The organism is Limoniibacter endophyticus (assembly GCF_014652835.1).
In the GTDB taxonomy this organism is placed as follows: Bacteria; Pseudomonadota; Alphaproteobacteria; order Rhizobiales; family Rhizobiaceae; genus Limoniibacter; species Limoniibacter endophyticus.
Genome location: NZ_BMZO01000002.1, coordinates 328,367 through 352,244, shown reverse-complemented (window position 1 = coordinate 352,244; position 23,878 = coordinate 328,367). Strand labels below are relative to the sequence as shown.

At 57.2% G+C, this 23,878-nt stretch carries 26 protein-coding genes; 14 read left to right on the top strand and 12 right to left on the bottom strand.

Features of this window, described 5'->3' with window-relative positions:
* Positions 1-22: 22 nt before the first annotated feature.
* The 3 genes from IE151_RS04285 to IE151_RS04275 form a co-directional block, all read right to left on the bottom strand.
* Positions 23-385 carry a tRNA-binding protein gene (locus IE151_RS04285; RefSeq protein WP_189488214.1) on the bottom strand — a complete coding sequence of 121 codons (363 nt, stop codon included), beginning with the start codon at positions 383-385 and terminating at the stop codon, positions 23-25.
* Entirely contained in the window at positions 385-885 is a 501-nt protein-coding gene (locus tag IE151_RS04280; RefSeq protein WP_189488212.1) for a type III secretion system chaperone family protein, read from the bottom strand. The genes IE151_RS04285 and IE151_RS04280 overlap by 1 nt, the downstream gene beginning before the upstream one ends.
* A gap of 422 nt (positions 886-1,307) precedes the next feature.
* Entirely contained in the window at positions 1,308-1,568 is a 261-nt protein-coding gene (locus IE151_RS04275) for an accessory factor UbiK family protein (protein WP_189488210.1), read from the bottom strand.
* A gap of 132 nt (positions 1,569-1,700) precedes the next feature.
* Here IE151_RS04275 and lgt point away from each other — a divergent pair, with 132 nt between their 5' ends.
* From lgt to IE151_RS04240, 7 genes are all read left to right on the top strand, one after another.
* Entirely contained in the window at positions 1,701-2,525 is an 825-nt protein-coding gene (gene lgt, locus IE151_RS04270; protein ID WP_189488377.1) for a prolipoprotein diacylglyceryl transferase, read from the top strand.
* On the top strand, positions 2,522-3,574 hold the full coding sequence (locus IE151_RS04265; protein WP_189488208.1) for a class I SAM-dependent methyltransferase: 1,053 nt from the start codon (positions 2,522-2,524) through the stop codon (positions 3,572-3,574). The genes lgt and IE151_RS04265 overlap by 4 nt, the downstream gene beginning before the upstream one ends.
* Before the next feature lie 83 nt (positions 3,575-3,657).
* A complete protein-coding gene (gene pgeF / locus IE151_RS04260) occupies positions 3,658-4,449 on the top strand; it encodes a peptidoglycan editing factor PgeF (RefSeq protein ID WP_189488206.1) in 792 nt (263 codons plus the stop codon).
* A gap of 25 nt (positions 4,450-4,474) precedes the next feature.
* Complete coding sequence (locus IE151_RS04255; protein WP_189488204.1) at positions 4,475-5,626, top strand: M24 family metallopeptidase; 1,152 nt, start codon at positions 4,475-4,477, stop codon at positions 5,624-5,626.
* A 26-nt stretch (positions 5,627-5,652) separates the two neighbouring features.
* The gene (locus tag IE151_RS04250) at positions 5,653-6,303 is read left to right on the top strand and encodes a hypothetical protein (protein WP_189488202.1); all 651 of its coding nucleotides are present in this window, start codon (positions 5,653-5,655) and stop codon (positions 6,301-6,303) included.
* Positions 6,304-6,492: 189 nt separating this feature from the next.
* Complete coding sequence (locus tag IE151_RS04245) at positions 6,493-7,425, top strand: ribose-phosphate pyrophosphokinase (protein ID WP_189488200.1); 933 nt, start codon at positions 6,493-6,495, stop codon at positions 7,423-7,425.
* Positions 7,426-7,463: 38 nt separating this feature from the next.
* Positions 7,464-9,104: a glycosyltransferase family 39 protein gene (locus IE151_RS04240; protein ID WP_189488199.1), complete on the top strand. Its 1,641-nt coding sequence runs from the start codon at positions 7,464-7,466 to the stop codon at positions 9,102-9,104.
* Here IE151_RS04240 and IE151_RS04235 read toward each other — a convergent pair.
* Positions 9,101-9,499, bottom strand: coding sequence for a GtrA family protein (locus IE151_RS04235; RefSeq protein WP_189488198.1), 399 nt, complete (start codon positions 9,497-9,499; stop codon positions 9,101-9,103). The genes IE151_RS04240 and IE151_RS04235 overlap by 4 nt on opposite strands.
* Before the next feature lie 251 nt (positions 9,500-9,750).
* On the opposite strand from IE151_RS04235, the gene IE151_RS04230 reads away from it, so the two are divergent.
* The 5 genes from IE151_RS04230 to IE151_RS04210 all read left to right on the top strand — a co-directional run bounded on the left by IE151_RS04230 (position 9,751) and on the right by IE151_RS04210 (position 13,689).
* Positions 9,751-10,704 carry a glycosyltransferase family 2 protein gene (locus IE151_RS04230; protein ID WP_189488197.1) on the top strand — a complete coding sequence of 318 codons (954 nt, stop codon included), beginning with the start codon at positions 9,751-9,753 and terminating at the stop codon, positions 10,702-10,704.
* Entirely contained in the window at positions 10,697-11,500 is an 804-nt protein-coding gene (locus tag IE151_RS04225; RefSeq protein ID WP_189488196.1) for a ChbG/HpnK family deacetylase, read from the top strand. The genes IE151_RS04230 and IE151_RS04225 overlap by 8 nt, the downstream gene beginning before the upstream one ends.
* Positions 11,501-11,690: 190 nt before the next feature.
* A complete protein-coding gene (locus tag IE151_RS04220) occupies positions 11,691-12,320 on the top strand; it encodes a 50S ribosomal protein L25/general stress protein Ctc (protein ID WP_189488195.1) in 630 nt (209 codons plus the stop codon).
* A gap of 28 nt (positions 12,321-12,348) precedes the next feature.
* Positions 12,349-13,050: an aminoacyl-tRNA hydrolase gene (gene pth, locus IE151_RS04215; protein WP_189488194.1), complete on the top strand. Its 702-nt coding sequence runs from the start codon at positions 12,349-12,351 to the stop codon at positions 13,048-13,050.
* Positions 13,051-13,143: 93 nt separating this feature from the next.
* Positions 13,144-13,689, top strand: coding sequence for an adenine phosphoribosyltransferase (locus IE151_RS04210; protein WP_189488192.1), 546 nt, complete (start codon positions 13,144-13,146; stop codon positions 13,687-13,689).
* A 198-nt stretch (positions 13,690-13,887) separates the two neighbouring features.
* Here IE151_RS04210 and IE151_RS04205 read toward each other — a convergent pair whose 3' ends face one another.
* Together IE151_RS04205 and IE151_RS04200 are read right to left on the bottom strand one after the other, a co-directional pair.
* On the bottom strand, positions 13,888-14,328 hold the full coding sequence (locus IE151_RS04205; RefSeq protein WP_382344725.1) for a MaoC family dehydratase: 441 nt from the start codon (positions 14,326-14,328) through the stop codon (positions 13,888-13,890).
* Positions 14,325-14,786 (bottom strand): MaoC family dehydratase, encoded by a 462-nt coding sequence (locus IE151_RS04200; RefSeq protein WP_244636599.1) that lies wholly within the window; start codon positions 14,784-14,786, stop codon positions 14,325-14,327. The genes IE151_RS04205 and IE151_RS04200 overlap by 4 nt, the downstream gene beginning before the upstream one ends.
* A 185-nt stretch (positions 14,787-14,971) precedes the next feature.
* Here IE151_RS04200 and IE151_RS04195 point away from each other — a divergent pair, with 185 nt between their 5' ends.
* Positions 14,972-16,063, top strand: a complete 1,092-nt coding sequence (locus IE151_RS04195; protein ID WP_189488188.1) for a hypothetical protein — start codon at positions 14,972-14,974, stop codon at positions 16,061-16,063.
* A gap of 18 nt (positions 16,064-16,081) precedes the next feature.
* Here the strand turns inward: IE151_RS04195 and IE151_RS04190 are convergent, their stop codons facing one another.
* Complete coding sequence (locus IE151_RS04190) at positions 16,082-17,044, bottom strand: magnesium transporter CorA family protein (protein ID WP_189488186.1); 963 nt, start codon at positions 17,042-17,044, stop codon at positions 16,082-16,084.
* Positions 17,045-17,155: 111 nt separating this feature from the next.
* Entirely contained in the window at positions 17,156-18,259 is a 1,104-nt protein-coding gene (ychF, locus tag IE151_RS04185) for a redox-regulated ATPase YchF (protein ID WP_189488184.1), read from the bottom strand.
* Between the two features lie 259 nt (positions 18,260-18,518).
* Between ychF and IE151_RS17930 the strand changes: the two genes are divergently transcribed.
* On the top strand, positions 18,519-18,797 hold the full coding sequence (locus tag IE151_RS17930; RefSeq protein ID WP_189488375.1) for an FAD-binding protein: 279 nt from the start codon (positions 18,519-18,521) through the stop codon (positions 18,795-18,797).
* Positions 18,798-18,838: 41 nt separating this feature from the next.
* Here the strand turns inward: IE151_RS17930 and IE151_RS04175 are convergent, their stop codons facing one another.
* The 4 genes from IE151_RS04175 to IE151_RS04160 all read right to left on the bottom strand — a co-directional run bounded on the left by IE151_RS04175 (position 18,839) and on the right by IE151_RS04160 (position 23,855).
* Positions 18,839-19,702, bottom strand: a complete 864-nt coding sequence (locus tag IE151_RS04175) for a cytochrome c1 (protein ID WP_382344724.1) — start codon at positions 19,700-19,702, stop codon at positions 18,839-18,841.
* Positions 19,699-20,988, bottom strand: coding sequence for a cytochrome b (locus tag IE151_RS04170; RefSeq protein WP_189488182.1), 1,290 nt, complete (start codon positions 20,986-20,988; stop codon positions 19,699-19,701). Before IE151_RS04170 ends, IE151_RS04175 begins: the two co-directional genes overlap by 4 nt.
* Before the next feature lie 114 nt (positions 20,989-21,102).
* Positions 21,103-21,666 carry a ubiquinol-cytochrome c reductase iron-sulfur subunit gene (gene petA / locus IE151_RS04165; protein WP_189488180.1) on the bottom strand — a complete coding sequence of 188 codons (564 nt, stop codon included), beginning with the start codon at positions 21,664-21,666 and terminating at the stop codon, positions 21,103-21,105.
* Positions 21,667-21,986: 320 nt separating this feature from the next.
* Positions 21,987-23,855 (bottom strand): ABC transporter ATP-binding protein, encoded by a 1,869-nt coding sequence (locus IE151_RS04160; protein WP_189488178.1) that lies wholly within the window; start codon positions 23,853-23,855, stop codon positions 21,987-21,989.
* Between the last annotated feature and the right edge of the window lie 23 nt (positions 23,856-23,878).

The following is a 23,878-nucleotide window of genomic DNA, read 5'->3' as shown; positions in this document are numbered from 1 at the left end:
GGACCTGTTTCAAGCGCGTTGGCTAGAACAATCCGCCGCCATTCGGAACCGCGAGGTCTGGCTTCATCAGCACGACCTCGCCTTCAGCGTCCGGCACGCCCAGCGTCAGCACTTCCGAAATGAACTTGCCGATCTGGCGCGGCGGGAAGTTGACGACTGCCAGCACCTGCCGTCCGACCAGCGCCTCTGGTGTATAATGCTTCGTAATCTGCGCCGATGAGCGCTTGATGCCGATCTCGCCGCCGAAATCAATCTTCAGCTTGATCGAAGGTTTGCGTGCTTCCGGATATGGTTCGGCCTCAACCACCGTGCCGACGCGGATATCGACCTTCTCGAACTCCGCGTAGACGATCTCGTCCTTACGTTCCGTCTGCAGCTTATGCATCACGCGTTTCCATGTGTTTCAAACAGGACGCTTGCCAGGGCGTCACGTGCCGACACATTCGACCAAGCCGTGAATTGAAAGGCCTGGAAGTAACATTCGCACGCCTGCAGGGCGCTGGAAAGCAGAACCTCGACCTGCTGGCTCGTCGGATCGGCGCCACCTGCAAGAAGCAACGACTGTCGAAACATGATCGCGCCTTCGGATTCCCAAAGATCGAAATGACCGAACAGGAGCTGTTCGTTGATCAGCGAGAGCAAGCGCATGGTTTCAAGCGTACGGGCTTCCGGCACCTTGATATCAAAGGCGCAAGCCAGGTGGATGACCTCGAACTCCTCCATCCAGGAGAAGGAGACGTGATATTCCGTCCAGTTGCCAGTGACCATGATGGAAATCTCATCATCGCCGACACGCTCGAAAGACCATTCATTATTATTGGCGACCTGCTCGATGACATCGACCGGGTGGCAATCGCGTGCGTATTCAATTTCGAGAAGTTCCATCGAATTTCCTGCTTGTTCGCGGGCCTCGCCTCACGGCGTTCCGCATTTTTCATTTTACGCACGACTACACTTCGAAAACCCCGGCACGACCCGCCAAATCTATCCCCTTGGCGGCCATGTGATCCACTTTTCCCCGCGATGAATCACTTCGAATCATGCTGTAATTTCAGTGTATTGATGGAGAGTCTCAGCGCCACCCCCTTTTTCGCCGTTACGCTTTTTCCGTGTGGATATGGACATCGCAACAAAACGTCGAAACCGTGTAAGGGATTCAGCGTAAAGCACTTTTTTCAGCCTGCGCTTGTGGAAAAGATTAATGAAATATTTCGGGATAATTTCTATCCACAGGCTATTTTTCCCGGGCTAAAGAAAAAGCCGGATCTTGCGACCCGGCCGATTTCTATTCGCGAAGAAGAATCAGGCTACTTAGACTGCTCCGCAAGCTTGGCTTCAAGTTCGGCAATGCGCGCTTCAAGGCGCTCGTTTTCGGCGCGTGCCTTAATGGCCATGTCGCGTATCGCGTCAAACTCCTCGCGCTTCACAATATCCATCGAATTGAGAAGCTTCTCGGCCTGCGCTTTGAAGACGGTCTCGGCTTCGCGCTTTACACCTTGCGCCGCACCGGCGGCATCGGTCATCAGCTTGGCGAAATCGTCCAGAATACGGTTGGGTCCGGTTGCCATGGCATATGCTCTCCGTTTAAGCGTTCAGGTAATGACGCGGGCGCACGAATGCAAGCATTTTGCAGGCGGCCCATGGCTTTCGTCTAGCCAAATTTTGTGAAGGAGTTGTGCCGCTTGTCCGATCTTTCCCTGATGCCGATGACTGCGCTCGCGTTTCCCGACATTAGCCCGATTGCGCTTCAACTCGGCCCGATCGCCATCCACTGGTATGGTGTCGGCTATATTGTGGGCATTCTGTTTGCATGGTGGTATGCAAAGCGGCTGGTTTCCAACGATGCGCTCTGGCTTGCCGGGCAGCCACGGCCGCAAAAGCTCGACATTGACGATTTCGTCATGTGGGCCGCGATCGGTGTCGTCCTGGGCGGGCGCGTCGGCTATATACTGTTCTATGACCTGCCCCGCTACCTTGCCAACCCGCTTGACATCTTCAAGGTCTGGGAAGGTGGCATGTCCTTCCATGGCGGCTTTCTCGGCACGACTCTGGCCATGATCTTCTTCGCGCGCTCACGCAAAATTCCGGTTTGGACCATGTTCGACGTTGTTGCGGCAGGCGTTCCGGTGGCGCTCGGCCTCGTGCGTATCGCCAATTTCATCAACTCGGAACTCTGGGGCCGCCCGACCGACCACTCCTGGGGCGTAATATTCCCTACCGGCGGGCCGATCCCGCGTCATCCCAGCCAGCTCTACGAAGCTTTCCTCGAAGGTTTCGTGCTTTTCATCGTGCTCATCGTCCTGATCTTCGCTGCAAAACGTCTGAAGAGACCCGGCTTCATCGCCGGGACCTTCGTGTTCGGCTACGGGCTGTCGCGTATTGCGGCTGAATTCTTCCGCGAACCGGATGCCCAGATCGGCTATCTCGCGGGAAACTGGCTTACTATGGGGATGGTGTTGTCCGTGCCGATGGTGCTGGCGGGTCTCGCTGCCATGGGCTGGAGCCTGCGGAAACGTATGGCATGAACGCATTGGAGCGCCGCATCCGCGAAATGATCGTCGAGACCGGACCGATGAGCGTCGCGACCTACATGTCGCTTTGCCTTTTCGATCCACGGGACGGTTATTACACGACGCGCCAGCCTTTCGGCACAAATGGCGATTTCACCACCGCGCCGGAAGTCAGCCAGATGTTCGGTGAGCTTGCGGGCGTCTGGCTTGCGAGCGCCTGGAGTGCTCCTGCGACATTTGCCGAAATCGGGCCGGGTCGCGGGACGCTGATGAAGGACATGCTGCGCACTCTCGCACGCTTGCGCTCGCCACTGCTCGATCGCGACATCGCCATGATCGAGACCAGCCCGCGCTTGCGGGAAGTGCAGCGTCGGACATTGGGCACTGCCGCCGAAGCGATCCGATGGATTGAAGACGTAACGAAGCTGCCTGCCCAGCCGTTGGTAATTATCGGCAATGAATTGTTCGACGCGGTCCCGATCCGGCAATACGTGCTGCATCAATCGCGATGGCATGAGCGTCTCGTCACGATCACCGATGAAACTCTGGCTTTCGCCATAGGCCCCAACACGCTGGACAATATTTCGAAGGCTGGGGCGAACGAAGGGGATATTCTCGAGGTAGCTCCTGCCCGAACTGCGCTGATGGCGAAGATCGCAATACATCTGAAGACGCATGGCGGCGTCGCTTTGTTCTTCGACTATGGCCACCGGACGTCCGGCATTGGCGACACGCTGCAAGCGGTGCATCGTCATCAATTTTTCCCGGTTCTGGAGCGGCCCGGTGAAGCCGACCTGACATCGCATGTGGATTTCGAAGCACTCGAAACCGTGTGCCGCCAGGCCGGCTTGCGGGCAAAGACGATCACGCAGGCGGATTTCCTGCTCGGCATGGGACTTTTGGAACGTGCCGGGCAACTCGGCGCAAATGCCTCCGAGGAACGGCGTGAAGCTCTCCGCAGCGAGGTCGAGCGGCTGGCGGGTCCTGATCAGATGGGTACGCTGTTCAAGGTGATGGCAGTGAGTGCCCCAGGCAGGAATCTTCCGGTCTTCGACGCGGGCTAAATCGCTTCGACCACTCTTGGCAGCAGCCCCCCGATAGGTCAAGGTGCTTGACGCATGGGCCACCGGCAGGAGAAAAAGCGGATATGGAATCAGCAGTTTCACCTTGCCCGGTACTTGCGCCGGAACTTGCCGCGCTCGCCGCAAATGGCATTCGTCATGGCTTTTTCACCCGCCAAGGCGGCGTATCCCAAGGCATCTATCGCGGCCTTAATATCGGCATCGGCTCCAATGACGACGCTGCCGCCGTCAAGGAAAACCGCCGTCGCGTCGCGCAATGGATGGGGGTGGAGCCGCAGGCATTTCTTTCGCTCTATCAGGTCCATTCCCCCGATGTCGTCATAGTTGAAAAACCATTCGACGGAGAGCGTCCAAGGGCCGACGCGCTCGTGACGAAAATTCCCGGCCTCGCGCTGGGCGCGACCTCGGCCGACTGCGGCCCCATTCTCTTCGCCGAACCGGGGGCTGGTATCATCGGCGCCGCCCATGCGGGCTGGAAAGGTGCCCTCACCGGCGTTCTCGAAGCGACAATCGACGCCATGGAGATTCTGGGTGCCAGGCGCGACAGGATCATCGCCGTACTCGGACCTTCGATCAGCCAGAAGAATTACGAAGTCGGTCCTGAATTCGTCCAGCGCTTCTGTGCCGACAAGCCTGAAAACCAGCGTTATTTCATCGCCTCGGACAAGCTCGGCCACGCGCTTTTCGATCTGAACGCCTATACGGTGGATCGTCTGAACGCCGCCGGTGTGCAGGGGTCTCAGCTTGGCCGCTGCACCTATGCGGAGGAAGAACTGTTTTTCTCCTACCGCCGAACCACACATCGCAGCGAGCCGGATTATGGCCGCCAGATTTCCGCGATTTCCATTCAAGCCTGACCACCAACCGTTCTGGAGACTTCCCATGGCTCTGCATTTCGAACGTTCTGAATTCGACGCCCGACGCGACCGGCTGGTCATGGAAATGGCTGAAAAGAAGCTCGACGCCATGCTGCTCTTCGCCCAGGAGAGCATGTACTGGCTGACCGGCTTCGATACGTTTGGCTTCTGTTTTTTCCAGTGCCTCGTCGTAAAGGCCGACGGCTCGATGGTACTTTTGACGCGCTCTGCCGATCTGCGTCAGGCGCGCCATACCTCCATCATCGACAACATCGTCCTTTGGACCGACCGCGATGGAGCCAATCCGGTCAACGACCTGCAGGACCTTCTGACCGATCTCGACCTGCTTGGCATGCGCGTAGGCGTTGAGTTCGACACACACGGCCTCACCGCCGCCAATGGCCGCAAGCTTGAAGAAAAACTCGCCAGCTTCTGCAAGCTGGTCGATGGCTCCGACATTGTTTCGCGGCTGCGCGTCGTCAAAAGTTCCGCCGAAATTGCCAAGGCAGAACGTGCCGCCGAACTCTCCGACGATGCCTTCGACGCAGCGCTTTCGCTCGTCAAAGAGGGTGCCGATGAGGGGCAGATCCTGGCCGCCATGCAGGGCGCGATCTTTGCAGGCGGCGGCGACTACCCGGCCAATGAGTTCATCATCGGCTCGGGTGCTGACGCCCTGCTTTGCCGCTATAAGGCCGGTCGCCGCCAGCTTATGGAAAACGACCAGCTGACGCTGGAATGGGCGGGCGTTTTCCATCACTACCATGCGCCGATGATGCAAACCGTTCTGACCGGCAAGGCGACGAAACGCCACCAGGAACTCTATGAGGCAGCGGTCGCCGCGCTCACGGCAGTCGAAAAAGCGATGGTCTCCGGCAATACGTTCGGCGATGTATTCGATGCTCACGCCAAGGCGCTGGAGGCTCACGAACTTTCCAAGCATCGCCTCAATGCATGCGGCTATTCCGTCGGCGCGAGATTCAGCCCATCCTGGATGGATATGCCCATGTTCTATCAGGCGAATCCTGAGATAATCGTCCCGAATATGACCCTTTTCGCGCACATGATCATCATGGATTCGGAGAGCAATACGGCGATGACGCTAGGTCGCACCTACGTGACGACCGATTCCGCGCCGCGTCGGCTCTCCCGCCACGGGATGGAGCTTATCGTGCGGTAAGGGAGCGCCAACATAAGGAGATGGCCATGGCCAGTCGGCGTTTTCGGGTGCGGATTGGTTTTGTTCTGGTCATTATAGGCGCACTGCCTGCCGCGTGCACAAGCACCGACGAACTCCTTTCGCCGTCAGGGGCAAGGGAAGGCTCCGCAAGAAGCCTTGCGCGAACATCCGGTGTCTTCGCCAACCTCTTGTCGCCGGACAAGCCGATACGGGACACGCAGACCACCTCGGCACTTGCCTTGCAGCAGACGGCATCGGCCCTCCTGGTTTCCCATCAGGAGAAACCGGAGCGTATACGGTTGATGCCTTTATTGACGATGCCCTCCGACAATATCACGTTTCTGATCGAACGTCTTTATGCCCAGGCCCCACCACGCCACCTGGTTTTCGTGACCGCGGATGCAGATGCAGGATTGACGATGCTGGGGCAGCTCTCGGCTGTGCAGCAAGAGGCGAGCGTCAAAGTTGCATATGTGTGGGAACTTATCGACAGCGAGGGAAGAGAGCTTCATCGCCTGATGGGAACGCAAAGCGCGCCGGCAGAGGCTGGCAGCAATGCGGCAACGACGGATGTTTGGGACCTAGTCCCGCCCGAACTCATGCAGCGCGTCGCGGACGAAACCGTCGAGGGGCTGATCCGCTGGCTCCCGAGCAGCACATACGCGGCGGCGCCCTGAATGGAAGTTGCATTCACGCCCGCCACACCAATATCGCGAATCTGTGCGCTTTACGCACCACTTATCAACCGACAGCACACGAAATTTCATTCACATGCGCAGAATCTTGTGCCAAAGGGTTGAATTACCGAGAGGGAGGATTAAAAGCCCGCACATCATCGGATTAGGCCACAGCGCCGAGGATATTTCATGAAACTTTTCGCGGGAAATTCCAATAAGGTGCTGGCGGAAGCCGTAGCGCGTTATCTCAACATTCCACTCGGTCAGGCATCGGCCAGACGTTTCGCAGACGACGAGATCTTCTTCGAAATTCAGGAGAACGTACGCGGCGAGGACGTCTTCATCCTCCAGTCGACCTCCTATCCTGCAAACGACCACCTGATGGAAATGCTGATCATGATCGACGCTTTCCGTCGTTCGTCAGCACGCCGTATCACTGCCGTCCTGCCTTATTTCGGCTATGCGCGTCAGGATCGTCGCACTTCGGGCCGCACGCCCATCTCGGCCAAGCTGGTCGCCAATCTGATCACCGAGGCCGGTGCCGACCGCGTTCTGACGCTCGACCTGCACGCCGGCCAGATCCAGGGCTTCTTCGACATCCCGACCGACAATCTCTACGCTGTGCCGGTCATGGCCCGCGACGTGCGTACGCACAATGAGCTAGCCAATGTCATGGTCGTCTCGCCCGACGTTGGCGGCGTGGTTCGCGCACGTTCGCTCGCCAAGCGCATAGATGCGCAACTTGCCATCGTTGACAAGCGTCGCGAGCGCCCCGGCGAATCGGAAGTAATGAACGTTATTGGTAGCGTCCACGGCAAGGATTGCCTGCTCATCGATGATATTGTCGATTCCGGCGGTACGCTTTGCAACGCAGCCGAGGCCCTGCTCAACAACGGCGCAACGAGCGTCACAGCTTATATTACGCATGGTGTTCTGTCGGGGGCGGCATTCAAGCGTATCGCTAAGTCCAAGCTGAAGGAGCTGGTCATCACCGACTCCATTCAGCCGACAGACGAAATTCGCGCCGTAAAGAACATTCGTATCCTGTCGATCGCCGACCTGATCGGTGAGGCTATTTCGCGGACGGCTTCCGAGCAGTCCGTTTCGAGCCTGTTCGACTAATCTACGCAAGGGTCCAGATTTGATGAGGGCGGGCAGAGATGCCCGCCTTTTCTATGGACGGTTTTGCACTACGCTTGCATATTTTAGGCCTGCTCGGTTATAGCTCCGGCAGTTTAAAGCCCGTTCCAGCAATTTTTACTCTCGTACAGGCAGCGATTGTCTTGATCCATAGCGAAGCCAGCTCAAGCTCCCCCAAGGTAAAAAACTGGTATGCGCCCGCCGCCATCGCGCTCTTCGTGGTCGCTTTCGCCTTGTATGCAGACCTGTCTCGCATCAATCTCGACCGGCATGGCGATATGGTCGAAAATTATGCATGGGGTATGCTCTGGCAATGGGGCAATGCCAAACATCCGCCGTTCTTCGGCTGGGTGACGGCCGTCTGGTTTTCCGTGTTCGAACGCGGGAGCGGAACCTATTATCTCCTGTCTGCGGTCAGCTCCGGTCTGACGCTCCTCGCTATCTGGCGCATCGCTCTTCGCTATGGCGATCAAAGCCTGGCACTACTTGCGGTGCTGGTGGCAATGATGCTACCGCCCATGACGTTCTTGGCTATCAAGTACAATGCCAGTTCGGCCATGACGCCGATCTGGGCCGCAGCTTTCCTGTTCTATCTGCGCGGCCTGGAAAAGCGGAAGCTGTACGACGCCGTGATCCTCGGTGCTCTCGCCGGGGCAGCCATGCTGACGAAGTACCACTCTGCCGTACTTCTTGGAGCACTTTTTCTGCATGCCCTGTTCGACAAGGACGCGCGTCCCGTCCTCTTCTCCGCCTTTGGCTTCGTTACGGCGGTGACCTTCTTCGCGACAGTCGCCGGGCACATTCTCTGGCTGATACGTAACGACTTCCTGCCGATAACCTATGCTGCTGAGCAAGGCGGCGGCGGCCTTGCGGATGTCGCGGAATATGCACTTTCCTTCCTGGCAAGCATACCGCTTTATATCCTGCCCGGTGCGGCGCTTCTCCTGCTGATCAATACGCGCGTCACCGACGCCCGCCCTATTTTATCCCGCATCAAGCCTGAAGGTCTGCTGCGCACGGTGGAAGGCCGAGCCCTTCTCTCTTTCGCAATCCTGCCTACAATCCTGACGCTTATCCTGGGTATCGGCGTACAGGCTGAGATTTCCAGCGTCTGGGCCCTGCCGTTCTACACGCCCTTTGCCGTTCTGCTCGCGCTTCTGGTGCCGGAGGGCCTTCGCCGTACGCAATTCAGGAAACCACTCTTTTTCGTCGCTAGCTTCTTTGCCCTTCTTCTGGCCCTGACGCCGTTTCTACGCGATTATGCCAGCCGCCTCGATGTCTCCAATGCAATGGCGCCGCTTGAAGAATTGGTCGCCCAGGTCGATGAGATGTGGGCAACACACGGCGGAAGAACACCGGCGCCTGCTCTGGTGGGGGAACGCGTTTTCGTCAATGCTGCGGCCTTTTACTCCCGTTTCGATCCATACGTGATCATGGAAAACAACCTGGTTCACGTGAAGGATTACGCCAGCCTCGATACGATCCGCGCGTCCGGCACCATCGGCATCTGCCGCAACGACGGCGCGACCTGGTGCGCGGCACAGGTTCAAGCCTTGCTACCGACAGGAACACAGCCGCAAAGCATCACGATCAAGGGAACCGATGGCACCAGCGATTGGCCATTCCTGATCTGGATTGTTCCAGCGCAGCCAGCAAACTAGCGCAAACGCCCTTCGATCGCCCATCGCGACGCGAGGAAGTTCAAAACCGCCGCAACGATCGTGCCAATGATCTTCGCGGGCCATATGCCGATCAAGCCGCTCGCAAAAACGATGAACCCGGATGAAACGCCCAGCGAAATCAGTGCGCCCAGGCTGACGAAGCGCAGAAACGAGCTACGATCGCCGATCTCGACATCGCGCTCGAAAGACCAGCGGGAGTTGACCCAGTAGGAGATCGAGACAGCTACCCCCCATGAAAGGATATTTGCCGGCAGGGCCCATATTCCAACCAGGGTAAGAAGCGCAAATATGCTCAGATCAACGAGCGTGTTCCCGATTCCTACAATACCGAAGCGCAGGATCTTTCCGTGCAGCCCCTTTGGAGCGGATTTCATAATCACAGAGTTTCAATCCGTTTCGTACAATTGTCAGTTCTGACAGAAAATTCCTATGGACATAGGGGAATGTTTGTCTCAATTGCGTTACTACCGCACAATCCTTTATAGAAGCCGTCACACAAGTCGCACGCCCTCCGGGCTTAAGCTCATTGACAAATATCCATATAGGCTGGATAGGCAGCCGGCCTTATATCATCATGCACTGGACAGGGAGACCCGCGACCTGAACTTGCGCCCCGGAGACCTTGATGCCCCTTCTCTCCCTCGTCGTACCATTTTTGAACGAAAGCGAAGCTGCGCCGCATTTCGCTCAATTCACGACGGAGCTGGAAAAAATCATCAAGACCCGTTTTGGTCTGGATATGGAAACAGTCTTCGTCGATGACGGCAGCCGCGACACATCCATCGAACGTTTCTCCATGACGATGACCGGCCAATGGTCGATCATCGAGCTCTCGCGCAATTTCGGCAAGGAAATGGCCCTTTTTGCCGGACTTGAACATGCGAAGGGTGACTACGTTCTCATGATCGACGCGGACATGCAGCATCCAATGTCCGTTTGCCTTGCGATGATCGAAGAGATCATTACCGATGACGATCTCGATGTCGTTTATACTATTCGCGACGATCGACGCGCCGAGTCGCTGAAGAAGGAAGTGGCCGGGCGGGCCTTCTACTGGCTCATCAACTTTCGCCAGCGCTTTCAAATGCCCGAAAACGCAGGCGATTTCCGTATCATGCGGCGTAATGTCGTGGATGCATTGCTGACGGTGCGTGATCGCCGCCGTTTCAATAAGGGGCTTTACGCCTGGACGGGCTTCCGCCAGAAGGGCCTGCCCTATACGCCCGACGCACGCATCGGCGGAGCGACAAAATGGTCCAAGCTTTCACTGCTTGGTCTTTCGCTTGAGGGCATCACGTCGTTCTCGGCACTACCCCTCCGGATTGTTTCCGCGTTCGGTGCCCTGACCGGGCTTTTCGGCATTTTCTACGGTATAAAGATTATCTTCGAGGTGTTCTTCTACGGTACGTCGGTTCCAGGCTATCCCAGTCTGATCGTTGCGATCACGGTACTTGGCGGCCTCAATCTGGCTCTGCTTGGTCTGTTGGGAGAATATGTCTGGGTCAGTATTGCGGAATCGAAGAACCGGCCACTCTATCTTATCCGCAAGATCCATCGCTCGGACAATATCGATGGCTGAGGATCGTAAGTTGCTTCTCCTTGCGGATGACTACGCCTTGTCGCACGGCATTAGTGCCGGAATTCGCACGCTGATAAAGGCAGGAAAAATTTCCGGTACCGGCTGCATGACGCTGTTCCCCGAGTGGAAAAGCGAAGTCGCCGCCTTGCGGGAAATCGAGCGCCCCGGGGCACAGGTCGGTCTTCACATGACGCTCACCGACTTCGCGCCGCTTTCGAGCAATCCGCTCCTTGCGCGCCATGGAAACATGCCGGATCTACGCTCGCTTATTGCGGCGACCCTTTTCACGCGTAAGTTCGACGATGCGATTCATACAGAGCTCGATGCGCAGCTCGATGCCTTCACGCAGTATATGGGACATGCTCCGCATTATATTGATGGCCATCAGCACGTGCATTTTCTGCCGCCCGTTCGGCGCTGGTTTGCGAAACGCGCAGCACAATGGGCTGACAGCAGCCGCCCTTGGTTGCGCGGCGCTCCGACATTCGCAGGCGCAACATCAACCAGCATCCGCACTAAAATTGCCTTTGCGAGCTTTCTCGCTCTTGGCTTCGAGGATGCAGTCAGCCGCTACGGCTATGAGATACGCGGCCCGCTTTGCGGCTTCTACGATTGGCAGGAAGGGCGGAATTTCGAGCCCATGCTCCGTGGTTTGCAAAGAAATGCCCCCTCCGACGCCGTCGTCATGTGCCATCCTGGTTACGTCGATGACCTGCTGCGCCAGCGCGACGTCTTCGTTGAAGCACGCCAGACCGAGTTCAACGTCCTTCTGAACGGAAATTACGCCGCTCTCTAAGGCAAATCGCGCCCCGAACCTTGCACTTCCCGGACATTCTGCTATAGAGCCGCCAACCGCGTAGACACCCTTGGAGGCAACGCGGCCGAAAGCGCATCGGCGCGGATTTCATCCCTGCACAGCACTTTCCGTTCTCAGAAGGCACAGAAGCCCTCTGCGGATGCTCCAGTAACACTTGAAAGGTCAAGCCATGAGCCACGATACCTATGAGCTCCAGGCCGAGACGCGCGAACGGGTTGGTAAGGGGTCCTCCCGTGCTCTTCGTCGCGACGGCAAGATTCCGGCTGTCATCTATGGTGACAAGCAGGAACCGATTTCCATTGCTATCCCTGCCAAGGAAACCACGCTGCGTCTGCACGCCGGCGGTTTCAAAACCACCATCGCAACCATCATTGCGGGCGGCAAGAAGTACCAGGTTCTTCCGAAGGACTACCAGCTCGATCCGGTCCGCGACACGCTGGTCCACGTCGATTTCCTGCGCGTTTCGAAAAATACCACCGTTACGGTTGCCGTTCCGGTCCATTTCGAGAACGAAGAAAAGTCGCCTGGCCTGAAGCGCGGCGGCGCGCTCAATATCGTTCGTCACGATGTTGAATTTCTCTGCGCAGCCAATGACATTCCTGAAGCGATCACTGTCGATCTTACCGGCCTCGACATCGGCGATTCGGTTCACATCTCGGCTGTCAAGCTGCCTAAGGGTGTGACGCCGGTCATCTCAGACCGCGACTTCACCATCGCCACCATCACCAGCACGCTCCCGCTCGCGGCCGACGACGCTGCCGAAGGCGAAGAAGCAGCTGACGAAAAGTCGGAAGACTAAGACTGGCGACCACCCGGAGAATGATGCCATGCTGATTTTCGCAGGGCTCGGCAATCCGGGTGCTCAATATGAAAACAACCGGCACAATGTCGGTTTCATGGCGGCGGACGCAATTGCGCGCCGCCATGGATTTTCCTCCTGGTCCAGGAAGTTTCAGGCGGATATCGCCGAAGGTCGCATTGGCGGCGAAAAGATCCTTCTCATCAAACCCCTCACCTATATGAACTTGTCCGGCCAATCCGTCGGTGAGGCGATGCGCTTTTACAAGCTCGGCAACGACGCTCTCACCGTCTTCTACGACGAGTTGGACCTTGCGCCCGGCAAGGTGCGCGTGAAGCGCGGTGGCGGTTCCGGCGGTCACAACGGCATCAAGTCGCTCGACGCGCATTGCGGCGCGGATTATCAGCGCGTGCGTATCGGCATCGGCCATCCAGGCGACAAGACACGCGTACACAATCATGTACTGGGCGATTTTGCCAAGGCCGATCAGGAATGGCTTGCTCCCCTGCTCGATGCCATGGCCGATCATGTCGAGCTTCTGGTCAAGGACGACGCAGCCGGCTTTCTCAACAAGCTGTCGCTGAACGGCAAAGCCGCCGACACGACCAAACCCGAAGCCAAGAAGCAGAGCCACATTCGCCAAGCCCGCAGCAACAAGCCGCAGATCGAAATCCCTACAAAAGGACCCATGGCGGAAATGCTTGCAAAACTTCTGTCCAAAAAAAGCTGATTTCCATCCTTCAATGAGACAATGCCGTGTTAGGCATTGGCGCGGTTGCAAAGCCACGTTAGAACCTTGTGCGTAATCATCCGGGAAATATCGATGAACTCTCCGCTGCAACAGACGCTGCTCAACGCCATCCGCACCATTCCGGATTATCCGAGGCCTGGCGTCCAGTTCCGCGATATTACCACGCTGCTTGGCGATGCTCGCGCCTTCCGCCGCACCGTCGACGAAATGGTGCAACCCTTTGCTGGTTCCAAGGTCGACAAGATCGCCGGTATCGAGGCGCGCGGCTTCATCCTGGGTGGCGCCATAGCGCACCAGACCTCGTCCGGATTCGTTCCGATCCGCAAGAAGGGCAAGCTACCGCATGAAACGGTCCGCGTTGCCTATAGTCTGGAATACGGCATCGACGAAATGGAGATGCACAAGGACGCGGTCAAACCAGGCGAACGCGTTATTCTCGTAGACGACCTGATTGCTACGGGTGGCACGGCGGAAGCCGCTGCCAAACTCCTAAACCAGCTTGGCGCCGAAATCGTCGCGGCCTGCTTCGTCATCGACTTGCCGGATCTCGGGGGCCGCAGGAAGCTCGAAGCGTTGGGTGTTCCCGTCCATACGCTCCTGTCCTTCGAAGGCGATTGAGCAACAAATCCATTCCTCGATTGCGCCACAAAACAGACACGCGAAGCTTTTCGAAAGACTTCGCCTGGCGCCAAGACCCAGCGGCCGTTCTCGGTAATATACAGGCCGGCATTGTAACCGCTTGCTGCCGTCATGATCTCGCGCAGAAACGTAAAGAAGCAAGCCCCATCCGTTGAGAGCCTGTCTCCCCTCCCTTATCTAGGCCATCCTCACCAGCACCGCCGTCTCGAAGGACAAGATCAGCTCCCCATCCTGGTTTTCGGCTTCCGCCAATCCGGTCAGCATGCTCCAGCCAGGGCGGCTGGCCAACGGCCGGATTGCCTTCGAGGTGCGATAATAGGTGACGGTGCTGCCGGCATAGGCAGGCTTGATCCATTTCAAGTTCTTGATCCCTGGCGAAGGGCCGAATTGCGGCCCCGGCTCGCTCCGCATTGCGGCGAGGTTGTAGCGCATCCAAAGCGAGGCAGTATGCCAGCCGGAAGCACACAGGCCGCCGAGAACGCTTTGCTTTGCCGCCTCTTCGTCGAGGTGAAAAATCTGCGGATCGAATTTCGTGGCAAAGCGGATGATATCGTCAGCGGTAAACAGATGTTTGCCGAGCAGAATACGCTCGTCCATGCGGAACATGTCTTGTGTCATGCTGCGGCGCCCGCGCGCGTGCGGAACATAACGGCGTTGCGCAGTTCCATGACCACTTCGCCCTCCTGATTAATCATTTCGCCTTCAAGCGTGACCACCCCGACACCGGGGCGCGATTTCAACAGCCGCGCCTCAACTGCGGTAACAAAGGCTTCAAGCGTATCGCCAGCCAGAACGGGTTTCTTCCACCGCGCATAGTCGAGGCCCGGCGATCCCTGCCCGGTCGAGTTCAGCAACAATCCGTCACAGAAAAGGCGCATGAACATCGAAGCCGTGTGCCAGCCGGACGCCGACAACCCGCCAAGAATGCTCGCTTTTCCAGCCTCCTCATCCAGATGCATCGGCTGCGGATCGAATTCGCTGGCAAATTCGATAATCTCTGCGGCTTCGACCTTCTTCGTCCCAAGCGAGATACGGACGCCGGGCTGCAGGTCCTCATAGGCAAATGTTTTCGTCACAGCACATCCTGATTTTGTCCTCCACACAATGGCGGGATGCGCTTTACCCTTCAAGATAAAATTGCCCGGACGACGCTGTTCTGCGTTCCTTTTAAGACGGCTTGGTTCCAGAGCGGTCGCAACCCTTGTTGCGCGGCGCACCAAAATCATTGCACATGCGGCGGTATAACAACCGGAAGCCACTAATGACCGATTTAAGGAATGCGCTCGCCAGTGCGGCGGATCGAAATCTGATCAGCCATGAGCAGGCTCGAACGCTGGAACCGTTTCTGGAAGAAAAACTCGGACCCCAGCCGGAAACTTTACGCGCATGGCACGATGATGAATGGCCGGCAGTCGAGGAAACCGAGGCGCCGCGCTTTGTGCGGGGCTTCCACGATATTTTGATTACCATCGGCGTCGTGATTGGCCTCCTCGGCATCTGGGGCGTGTCAGGACCATACGGCGGCATTCTGGCCAGTGTGCTGCTGAGCGAGATTCTGGTGAGGCGGCAGCGTCTTGCACTCCCGGCGGTCGTGCTGTCCGTCCTGTTCACCCTGTTTGTCAGCGCGGCTGGTTTGACGTTGTATTCTGTCGAAACCGCTGGATTGGACGAGGCGTTGAGCCGAATGCTGGCCATGGTCCTCACCGTTCCAGTTCTTCTTCTACCCTATTATCTGCGTTACAAGACGCCGATCGCGCTTGGCATCATCCTGACCGGAATTTTTGCCTCTGTCTTTGTGGCGATGCTGAAGCTGATCGACATGATCTATGGCCTGCCACAGATGGTCGACGATCACCCCCTGGCGATGTCGTCGCTCGCGCTCGTCACCGCGCTGGCTCTCTTTACGCTCGCGATGCGATTTGATCTTTCGGATCGCCTTCGTGTCACCCGGCGCTCCGATGTAGCCTTCTGGCTGCACCTGATCACCGCACCGGCTTTGCTCGGCTCCATGCTGTCCTTTACTCTCTCACCTGCGCTGCATGATGCGAGCATTGAAACGGTGCTCTATGGCAAAGAGCCGCTCCTCGTCATCGCTATTGTTGCCTGTTTCATGGGAATCGGTGTTCTCATCGACCGCCGCGCCTTTGTTACATCGGGCCTGCTGTCACTCGGCATCTCAATCGGGACACTGCTCTACAACGACACAGCGCCGGATTTCATGGCTTACGTGACAATGTTGATTGTCGGCATAATTGTTCTGACGATCGGCATTGGCTGGCAATTCTTCCGCGCACAGGCACTGAAGCTTCTGCCAGCGAAGATGCGCGACAGGTTACCCCCTGTCCGCCTTTGAACAGAGGGCGGCTGGCTGCTAGAGCCAGCCTTTCTTCTTGAAATAGAGATAGGGCAAGATCGCCGCAACCGCCATCATGCCGAGCGCCATTGGATAGCCAAGCGCCCATTTCAACTCGGGCATAATGTCGAAGTTCATGCCGTAAATCGAGGCGACGAGCGTCGGCGGCAGAAAGACGACGGCGGCAACCGAGACTATCTTGATGATCGCGTTCTGTTCAACTCCGATCATGCCGAGGGTCGCGTCGAGCAAAAACGCAACCTTTTGCGAAAGGAAGTCGGCGTGGCGCACCAGCGCATCCATATCGCGTGATACGGACTTCAGCCGCCCTTTGTTTTCCTTGGAACGCCCGGGCTGTACCAGCAGGAAAGGTGGCAGGCGGACGAGAGTGGTGAGGCTTTCACGCATCCGCGAGGCAAATTCCTCCTTGGCGCCGATCTGATGAAGTACCGAAAGAAGCTCGTCATTGCGCTTGGAGGAATGACCGACGGCCTTGTTGAAGATCACACGACCGACAAGATCGATCTCGCGCCCGACCCGCTCAAGATGGTCGGCCAGATGCTCAATGATCGATTCCAGAAGACCGATCAGAATGTCCTCGCCATCATTGCATGCAATGGTCGTGAACTGCGTGCGCTGCGCGAAAGTCATCAGAGCCTTGGGCTCGTGAAAACGTATCGTCACCAATTGCTGCCCGGAAAGCACGAAGGTGATCGGCACGAGTTCGGGCTGATCCGTATCGGCTTTCGTGGGCAAAACAGCGGTTAGATAAATGGCACCCTGATAGACGTAGAGGCGGGAAGAGAGCTCGATCTCTTCCATCTCGTCGCGCGTCGGCACCTCTATGTGTGGCACGGCAACTTCCGCCGTACGCATAGACTCTTCGGAGGGGTTGAAGAGGTCGATCCAGACAGGCCTTACGCCCTCCTCAAGAGGGGTAGGAACTAGCTTGCCACCAGAAACGACATAGGCCTGAAGCATTTATCACCCTTCCATATCGTATACCTTAGAAATGGCATAAACCGTCCAGCGCCGGCCTTGTCGGGATACTCCCGTCGAAGCGACGTCGGAAGAGCGCGGTCGTTCATCAGCCTATGTATTGAACTTGAACATGAGCACGTCGCCATCCTGCACAACGTATTCCTTGCCTTCATCGCGCGCCTTGCCAGCTTCCTTGGCTGCGACTTCGCCGCCCAGTGTGACAAAATCATTATAGGAAATGGTCTGGGCACGAATAAAGCCGCGCTCGAAATCCGTATGGATCACACCCGCGGCCTGCGGAGCCTTGGTGCCGACGCGGATCGTCCAGGCACGGCATTCCTTCGGGCCGACCGTGAAATAGGTGATGAGATGCAGGAGGTCATAGCCAGCGCGGATCAGCTTATCCAGGCCGGGCTCTTCGAGGCCAAGATCCTTCAGGAACTCCTGCGCATCCTCTTCCGGCAATTGCGCGACCTCCGCCTCGATGGCGGCGGAAATGACAACAGTGCCTGCACCTTGATTGGCGGCCATCTCCTCGACGGCCCTGGTGTGCGCATTGCCGGTGGCGGCTTCGCCTTCCGAGACATTGCACACGTAGAGAACAGGATGAGAGGTCAGCAGGTTGAGCCCGTTCAGGATCGCAATCTCATCTGGAGCGAATTCCTTCAGGAGAAGACGCGCAGGCTTGCCGTCCTGCAGAAGTTCCAGCACACGCTCCATTACCGGAACTGTTGCTAGCGCTTCCTTGTCTTTCAGTTGCGCGCGCTTGCGCATCTGCACGATACGGCGCTCGATGCTTTCCAGATCAGCCAGCATCAGCTCGGTTTCGACCACCTCTGCATCGGCTACCGGATTGATGCGGCCTTCGACATGAGTAATATCGTCGTCCTCAAAGCAACGCAGCACATGTACGATAGCATCGACTTCACGAATATTGGCAAGGAACTGGTTACCAAGACCTTCGCCCTTCGAAGCCCCCCGCACGAGGCCGGCAATGTCCACGAAGGAGATACGGGTCGGGATTATTTCCTTGGATTTGGCGGTGTCAGCCAGCTTCTTCAGGCGCGGATCCGGCACGGCCACTTCACCCGTATTCGGCTCGATGGTGCAGAACGGATAGTTCGCGGCCTGTGCTGCCGCCGTCTTGGTCAGCGCATTGAACAGTGTGGACTTGCCGACATTCGGCAGGCCGACGATACCGCATTGAAAACCCATGGATGAAGCCTTGTCGCAACTGGAAAATCTTGTCGCAGGCTATGGGCCACCGGACAAGCGGCGTCAACCCTCTCACCATTTCGTATCACCCTGCACCACTTTAGCATCCCTGCAACCCAACGTTTACAAGAGCATATCTGCGCGTGGATTATTCGCGAACCAATAATAAAAGATAATTTCAAATATAATAAATTAAAGAAATTATAGATTTTCGAGATTTTCCACGGGCGAATCCGACCAGTTAAAAAATCAATATGATCTGATTGTATTAGGCAGTGGACTAGCAGGACAAATCTTAGCGCTTTCCGTTGCAGACAGAAAATCTGTTCTGGTCGCTCGCAGGTTCAGTTCAAACGCTTCCGCGTCCACTTACGCTCAAGGTGGCATTTCGGCGGTGTACTCTGCGAATGGCAGCCATGAAAAACACTTTAACGACACATTGAATGTGCAGCTCGCACACAAAGTCAGCGAAGGCGTTCTGATCGGCTGGCTCTGCACATTGCTGATTTCCGCTGGCGCTCTCATCGTCTTCAAATGATATCGCAAGGCCGGTGGCAATGCACCGGCCCCTGCTCGCAATCAATGCTCGACATTTGACCAGACACGACGCTTGGTCAGATAAAGCAGCACGCCCAGCAGACCAAGGAAGAGCATCACTTTGAAGCCCAAGGCCTTGCGCGCTTCCAGATGCGGTTCTGCCGCCCACATGAGGAAGGCCGAGACATCGCGCGAATATTGCTCGACCGTCTGCGGGCTGCCGTCATCATACGTGACCTGGTCGTCCTGGATTGGTTGCGCCATGGCGAGTGCTGGACCCGCTATGAAGGCCGGATTGTAATACGTGCCTTCGGCGATCTCCACATGGGCCGGCGCCTCCTCGCCGTAGCTCGTCAGCAGATTATGAATATAATCCGGTCCGCCTTCCGCGTACTGGGTGAAGATGTCGTAGACGAAGGTCGGGAAGCCACGCTCCACGGTGCGCGCCTTTGCAATCAGCGAGAAATCCGGTGGTGCTGCACCATTGTTGGACGCTGCTGCCGCTTCGGCATTCGGGTAGGGCGACGGAAAATAGTCGGATGGTATACCTGCGCGCGTAAACATCTCGCCGTCGGCATTTGGACCGTCCTCAATCTCATATTCACCCGCGATCGTACGAATCTGCCCCTCGGTATAGCCCAATCCCTCCAGAGTGCGGAACGAGACGAGGCTCATCGAATGGCAGGCCGAGCAGACTTCGCGATAGACCTTGAAGCCGCGCTGCAGCTGCCCCTTATCGAACGTGCCGAAAGGGCCAGCGAAGGACCAGTCGATCGGTTCCGGCTTCTTCAGAGGATAATGCGGCGTGGCGTGCTCGCCCTCCGCCTCTTCCTGAGCTGAGACCGGCGCACCAAGCAGGCTGAAGCCAAGGAGTGCCAAAGCGGCATATTTGAATTTCAGCATCATTCCGCTCCCACGCGCTCGACGTTTTCGGGCGTCGTCCTGCGGTTTTTCTCCAACACAGCTTCGGTGATCGAGTTTGGAATGCGTTTAGGCGTCTCGATCAGACCTAATACCGGCATGATGATCAGGAAGAAGGCGAAATAGAACAGCGATGATGCCTGCGACAGCACAACATAGACACCCTCCGCCGGGCGTGATCCCAACCAGCCCAGAAACAGCGCGTTGAACGCGAAAAGCCAAAAGAAGAACTTGTAGAGCGGACGATAGACAGCAGAGCGAACCTTCGACGTGTCCAGCCACGGCACGAAAAACAGCACCGCGATCGCGCCAAACATGGCAAGCACGCCACCGAGCTTGGAATCGATCGGCCCAATGTTGAAGGTTACGGCACGCAGGATCGCGTAGAAGGGCAGGAAGTACCATTCCGGCACAATATGGGCCGGCGTCTTGAGCGAATTTGCTTCGATGTAATTGTCGGGATGACCGAGATAATTCGGAATGTAGAAGATGAAATAGGCAAAGACCGCGAGAAACACGATCATCCCGAAGGCGTCCTTGATGGTCGCGTAAGGCGTGAAGGGCAGCGTGTCGGTCTTGGCCTTGATCTCGATGCCTGTCGGGTTTGTCTGCCCTGTCACGTGCAGTGCCCAGATATGGAGCACCACGACGCCGGCGATCATGAAAGGCAAGAGATAGTGCAGCGAGAAGAAGCGGTTGAGGGTCGGATTATCGACCGCAAATCCGCCAAGCAGAAGCTGCTGGATCCATTCCCCCACCAGCGGAATGGCGGTGAAGAAACCAGTGATAACGGTCGCACCCCAGAAGCTCATCTGTCCCCAAGGCAGCACGTAGCCCATGAAGGCCGTCGCCATCATCAGGAGATAGATGATGCAGCCCAGGATCCAGAGCAGCTCGCGGGGCGCCTTGTAGGAGCCGTAATAAAGGCCGCGGAATATGTGGATATAAACGGCGATAAAGAAGAAGGACGCGCCATTGGAGTGCATATAGCGCAACAGCCAGCCGGAGTTCACGTCGCGCATGATCTTCTCGACGGAATTGAACGCCACGCCCGTGCTGGCCGCGTAATGCATGGCGAGAACCACACCGGTGATGATCTGCGCCACCAGCATGATCGCCAGAATGCCGCCGAACGTATAGGCATAGTTCAGGTTGCGCGGCACCGGGTAGGACACGAAGGAATCATGCACCAGCCGCGGCAGCGGCATACGGGCGTCGAACCAGCGTTCGATGCCCGTCTTGGGCGTGTAGGTCGAGTGTCCACTGCTCATGAATGTCCCCCTCTGCCTGTCTGGCCGGAGTGCGGTTTCGAGGTATCCTCCCCGTCGTCACCGCTTTTTACTATCGAAACGATGCATTGCTGGCGCGCGAGAAACCGCGCTGCCCTAACCGATGCGAATCGTCGTGTCGGAAATGAATTCGAATGTCGGGACCAGAAGATTTGTCGGCGCCGGCCCTTTACGAATACGCCCCGCCGTATCGTAGTGAGATCCGTGACAGGGGCAGAACCAACCGTTGAAATCGCCTGCCTGACCAAGTGGAACGCAACCGAGATGCGTGCAGGAGCCGACCATGACGATCCAGTTTTCCTTACCCTCTCCCGCCGAGCGATCGAGATCCGTCGCCTCCGCATCCGGAGCCAGATTCTCGTTTCGGGCAATCGGGTCCTTCAGCTCGGAGAGCTGCACGGCTCGCGCTTCCTCGAGTTCTTTTTCGGTGCGATTACGGATGAAGATCGGCTTGCCACGCCATTTCGCCGTCAGCGACATGCCTGGCTCCAGGGCTGAAACATCGATCTCGACGGTGGCGAGCGCCAGCGTCGATGCATCGGGGCGCATCTGATCGATGAATGGCCAGGCGACGCCGGCTGCCCCCACTGCGGCGGCAGCACCGGTTGCGATATAAAGAAAATCGCGTCGGCCTGGGTCAACTTTATCGTCGGTACTCACAGCGCTTGGGTCCTCCTGCCTCAGCGTGCCACGGGCTCCTCAACCCGCTCCCTCCGTCTCCACCGGCACTCGGCAGAGATTTACACAATCAGAGTTTGCTTTCACGCATCCGTCAAGCCCTGACAGCGTCGCAGAGGCTGGGTCGGGCAGATTGACGCAGGGCAGAGAGCGGGTTTTGCAGAGTTTGCTTGGATCTGAAGCGCGCGACACGCGCCAAGCTCGCCGAAACACCTATGCGCTGCACAATCTGACTCCGAATCGGAAACCTCTTGTGCTCGTTCTTTCGCAAACGGCAGCAGCCAAATTGCCAGCCTGTCAGATTACTCTGCCGCCGCCTGCGCGAGGAACCCGCCGGACTGGCGCTTCCAAAGGCGAGCATAGAGACCATTCTTCGCCACCAGCTCTTCATGGCTTCCTTCCTCGACGATCCGGCCCTTGTCGAGCACGATCAGACGATCAAGAGCTGCGATGGTCGAGAGCCGGTGTGCGATTGCAATAACCGTGCGTCCCTCCATCATGTCGGCGAGATTTTCCTGGATTGCCGCTTCGACTTCCGAGTCCAGAGCGGACGTCGCCTCGTCCAAGATGAGGATCGGCGCGTCCTTCAGGATCATGCGCGCAATCGCGATGCGCTGGCGCTGTCCACCTGAAAGCTTCACACCCCGCTCGCCCACATGCGCGTCGTAGCCTTTGCGCCCTTTCGGATCGGAAACTCCCAGAATAAAATCATGAGCCCTCGCCTTTTTTGCCGCGGCAATGATTTCCTCGTCGGATGCTTCCGGCTTGCCATAGGCAATATTATCTCGAATCGAGCGGTGCATCAGCATTGGCTCCTGGCTGACAACGCCAAACTGCGCGCGCAGGCTCGATTGCGTGACGTCGCGCACGTCATGGCCGTCTATCGTCACCCGCCCGCTTTCAACGTCGAACAGACGAAGCGCTAGATTAACGATGGTCGTCTTGCCAGCTCCCGATGGACCGACCAATGCGACGCGCTCCTTCGGTCTCACATGAAGATCGAGCTTCTCGAAAATCCCAGCGCCCTTGCCATAATGGAAATCGACCGAATCAAAACGAAGGTCGCCCTCCACGCGCGAAAGCTCTTTTGCCTTCGGCTTGTCCTTGATGGCAGGATCGACGGAAATCGTGCTCGTAGCATCCTGAATGGTGCCGAAATCACGGATCAGCCCGTTAATATTAAACATCATCCAGCCCGACATCTGGTTGAGTCGGAAAACCAGCCCCATGGCGGCAGCAATTTCGCCGGGGCTCGCTTGTCCCAGGGTCCAGCGGTAGACAGCGAGCGCGCCGATCAGCGCCATCATAAAGCCGTTGATAATACCGACAGCACCGCGCACCCTTGTGATGGCGCGCCCCAAACGCCGAACCGCCTGGAGCAGCCCGTTTTGTCCTTCGCGAATATAGCCATGCTCGTGGCGTCCGCTGTCAAACAGCTTGACTGCTACGATGTTGGTAAAGGCATCGACCATCCTGCCTGTAAAGACCGATCTCTGGTCTGCGCGGTTCTTGCCGGCTTGCCGGACCTCGGGGAGCAATATCCTTGCCACCCAGACATAGGCGCCCATCCACATCGCCACGATAACACCCATCCAGGGATCGACGGTGGCAAGAATGGAGATCGTCAGCACCACGAAGGTCAGGAACGACCACATGGTCTGCAAGATGTTGATGATGAAATCGCCGACCGACTCGCCACCCTGCATGATCTTCGTGGAGATACGGCCCGCAAAATCATTTTGATAGAAGCTGTAGGGCTGTTCGATCACACGTTTGAAACTCTGCCAGCGAACGAGCGCAAAAAAGGCAGGCGAGATCATCTGCAGCTCGATGATGGCCGCCCCGATCATGATGAGTGGGCGAATGATGACCAGCAACATCGCCATGCCGAGCAACTGCCAGCCGTGATCGGCAAACAGCGTTTGCGGGCTTGATCCATCAAGCAAGTCGATCAACCAGCCAAGTGACCAGTAAAGAGCGGCATCAACCAGACCAACCAGGCCGCCTATGATGAGCAGGACCGTGAAAGGCCCTTTGGCCTGCCTGGCAAAATAGAGGATGAACGGAATCGCATCCTTCGGCAGAACAGCCCTGCCCGGATCGGCATAAGGGTCGATTATCGTTTCGAAGCGACGCAGAAATCCCTTTTGCTCGATCTCGTCGCTCTCCATGTCTCATCCGCTTTCTGTTTGCA